General features: G+C 64.2%; 3 protein-coding genes and 1 pseudogene. 2 read left to right on the top strand and 2 right to left on the bottom strand.

Features of this window, described 5'->3' with window-relative positions; genetic code table 11:
• On the top strand, positions 1 to 341 hold a 341-nt coding region (locus tag VNM24_04960), incomplete at its 5' end, for a DUF302 domain-containing protein (GenBank protein ID HWQ37953.1).
• A 22-nt stretch (positions 342 to 363) separates the two neighbouring features.
• Complete coding sequence (locus VNM24_04965) at positions 364 to 2,739, top strand: phosphoketolase family protein (protein HWQ37954.1); 2,376 nt, start codon at positions 364 to 366, stop codon at positions 2,737 to 2,739.
• A gap of 91 nt (positions 2,740 to 2,830) precedes the next feature.
• Here VNM24_04965 and VNM24_04970 read toward each other — a convergent pair.
• Positions 2,831 to 2,974: pseudogene (locus VNM24_04970) on the bottom strand (hypothetical protein).
• Positions 2,975 to 3,017: 43 nt separating this feature from the next.
• Complete coding sequence (locus VNM24_04975) at positions 3,018 to 3,413, bottom strand: MerR family transcriptional regulator (protein HWQ37955.1); 396 nt, start codon at positions 3,411 to 3,413, stop codon at positions 3,018 to 3,020.
• Between the last annotated feature and the right edge of the window lie 128 nt (positions 3,414 to 3,541).

Consider the following 3,541-nt stretch of genomic DNA (forward strand, 5'->3'; position numbering starts at 1 on the left):
GCGTCACCGAGGCGCTCAAGACCGAAGGCTTCGGCGTACTCACGGAAATCGACGTGCAAAAGACCCTGAAGGAGAAGCTCGGAGTGGAGCGCGCGCCCTATCGCATTCTCGGCGCGTGCAATCCGCCGTTTGCGCACCGGGCGCTCACGGCCGATCCAGATATCGGGCTGCTTCTGCCCTGCAACGTCGTCGTGCGGGAGGAACCGGACAAGACGGTGACTGTCGGCTTCATGGACCCGATAGCGGTGTTGCGGCTGACCGACAATCCGGAGATCGCGACGCTCGCGCGCGAAGTGCGCGCCAGGCTCGAGCGGGTGCGGGACCGTTTGGCGGCCCAGTAGACCCGAGAGGAGTCGGCGAACCGTGACAAGCGCCCCTGCGACCACACCGCTGACCCGGGAGGAATTGCGCGCAATCGATCCCTGGTGGCGCGCGGCCAATTATCTGTCGGTGGGACAGATCTACCTGCTGGACAACCCGCTGCTGCGCGAAGCCTTGCGGCCGGAGCACATCAAGCCGCGACTGCTCGGCCACTGGGGTACGACGCCGGGCCTGAACTTCATCTACGCGCACCTGAATCGCGTGATCAAACGCGACGATCTCGATGTGCTGTTTATCGCCGGTCCTGGCCACGGCGGGCCGGCAGTGGTGGCCAATACCTGGCTCGAGGGCACCTACAGCGAGCTGTACCCCAATGTCTCGCTCGATGCGCAGGGCATGGCGCGGCTGTTCAGGCAGTTCTCTTTTCCTGGCGGCGTGGGCAGTCACGCCACGCCCGAAACGCCGGGCTCCATTCACGAAGGCGGTGAACTCGGTTACTCGTTGTCGCACGCCTTCGGCGCAGCGTTGGACAATCCCGACCTGATCGTGGCCTGCGTCATCGGCGACGGCGAGGCCGAAACCGGACCGCTCGCTGCCGCCTGGCATTCGAACAAGTTCCTCAATCCGGCAACCGACGGCGCGGTGCTGCCGATCCTGCACTTGAATGGCTACAAGATCGCGAACCCGACCGTGCTCGCACGCATCCCGCACGAGGAGCTGGAGAGCCTGCTCATCGGCTTCGGCTACAAGCCGTACTTCGTCGAAGGCGAAGAGCCGGAGGCGATGCATCAGGCGATGGCTGGAACGCTCGACGCGGTCATCGGCGAGATCAAGTCGATCCAGCATGCTGCGAGGCTCAACGGTGCCGCTGCGCGACCACGCTGGCCGATGATCGTGCTCAATACGCCCAAAGGCTGGACGGGACCGAAAGAGGTAGACGGCAAGAAGACCGAGGGAAGCTGGCGTTCGCATCAAGTCCCGTTCGGCGAGGTCGCAACCAATCCTGCGCATCTCCGCCTGCTGGAGCAATGGCTGCGCAGCTATCGGCCCGAAGAGCTGTTCGATGCGAACGGAGCGCCGACGGCCGAAATACGCGCACTTGCGCCGGCGGGCTCCAGGCGCATGGGCGCGAATCCGCACGCCAACGGAGGGTTGCTGCTGAAGGACCTGCGGTTGCCGGACATCGAGGACTATGCGGTGCAGGTTCCGAAACCCGGGGCCGCGGCGGTCGAGGCGATGCGGGTGATGGGTGTCTTTCTGCGCGACGTCATGAAGCTCAATCTGGCCACGCGCAATTTCCGCGTCGTCGGGCCCGATGAGACCGCTTCGAATCGTCTGGGCGCGCTGTTCGAGGCAACAGAGCGTGCGTGGCTGGCCGAGCGCCTGCCAGAAGACGATCACCTCGCCCCGGACGGGCGCGTGATGGAGATCCTGTCGGAACACACCTGTCAGGGCTGGCTCGAGGGCTATTTGCTTACCGGCCGCCACGGCTTGTTTTCCTGCTATGAAGCCTTCATCCACATTGTGGACTCGATGTTCAACCAGCACGCCAAGTGGTTGAAGGTGGCGAAGGAGATTCCATGGCGCCGGCCGATCGCTTCGCTGAACATCGTGCTGACCTCGCATGTCTGGCGCCAGGACCACAACGGCTTCTCGCATCAGGATCCGGGCTTCATCGATCTGGTGGTGAACAAGAAGGCGGACATCATCCGCGTCTACCTGCCGCCGGACGCGAACACGCTGCTGTGCGTGATCGACCGGTGCCTGCGCTCGCGCGATCTGGTCAACGTGATCGTGGCCGGGAAGAACGAGCAGCCGCAGTGGCTCGACATGGACGCGGCGGCCAAGCATTGCTCCGCGGGCATCGGCATTTTCGAATGGGCCAGCAACGACCGCGAAGCCGAGCCCGACGTCGTGCTGGCCTGCGCGGGGGACGTGCCGACGATTGAGACGCTCGCCGCGGTGGACCTGCTGCGCAGCCTCGCGCCCGAGCTGAAGATCAGAGTGGTCAACGTGGTGGACCTGATGACCCTGCAACCGAAGGAAGAGCATCCGCACGGGCTCTCCGATCGCGACTTCGACGCGCTGTTCACCACCGACAAGCCCATCATCTTCGCCTACCACGGTTATCCCTGGCTGATCCATCGGCTCACCTATCGCCGCACCAATCACAGGAACCTGCACGTACGCGGCTACAAGGAAGAAGGCACGACCACCACCCCGTTCGACATGGCGGTGTTGAACGACATCGACCGGTTCCATCTGGTGATGGATGTCGCCGACCGCGTGCCGCTGCTTGGGTCGAAGGCGGCCTACCTGAAGCAGGCGATGCGCGACAAGCGCATCGAGCACAAGCAGTACATCCTGAAACACGGGCAGGATCTGGCCGAGGTGCGCAACTGGAAATGGCCAGCCTGAGAGCCGCGGTGGAGGACCTCGGTCCTAGGGGGCGTCCATTCGCGGAGGCGACGTCACCATGAGAACCGGCACGATCGACGTATGGCTCGAACGCCTGCAGTGCGCCGAGCCACGAGCCTCCAAGCCCCACCATGACCAACGCCAGCGGCACCACGCAGCACACCGAAGCGCCGACAGATGCAGGCACGCTGGCTGCAAGTTGAGAGCACCGAGCGGTCGCGCATGAACCCTGCATTCTTCGGTCCGGGTCAGGCTAGAGCCCGTACCCAGCTACGGAGTCAAGCGCTGTCGGAGCGATCTGCGAGCGTTTCAATGATGGGGCAGCCTTCGTGGGGCTTGCGCCGGGCGCAGCTGCTGAGCACCGACTCCAGGACGCCTGCAATGCGGTCCAGATCAGCAATCTTGTCGCGCACGAGCCGAAGCTTGTTTCTGGCGAGCGCCTGCACGTCTTCGCAATCGGCGCTGGAAAGCCGGACCAGTCCGGCGATCTCCTCCAGAGAAAACCCCAACTGCTGGGCACGCTTCACGAAGCGCAGCCGAGCCACGTCGGATTGCGTGTACGAACGGAAGCTCGCGTAGGGCTTCGGCGGCGTGGGGAGCAGTCCGATGCGCTGGTAGTAGCGCACCGTCTCTACTCCGACACCCACGGCCTTGGCCAGCTCACCGATGCGCATGGCACCTCGAAGTCAATGGACGCCGTTCTGGCGCAACGCGTCCAGGATCATGCAGTGCCTCACGGGGCCCTTGCCCGGACACGACTCGGAAAGGACCAGGAGCGCCTTCTTGATCTTTTCCAGCTCCC

The sequence above is a fragment of the Burkholderiales bacterium genome, from assembly GCA_035560005.1.
Lineage (GTDB): Bacteria > Pseudomonadota > Gammaproteobacteria > Burkholderiales > Eutrophovitaceae > DASRFY01.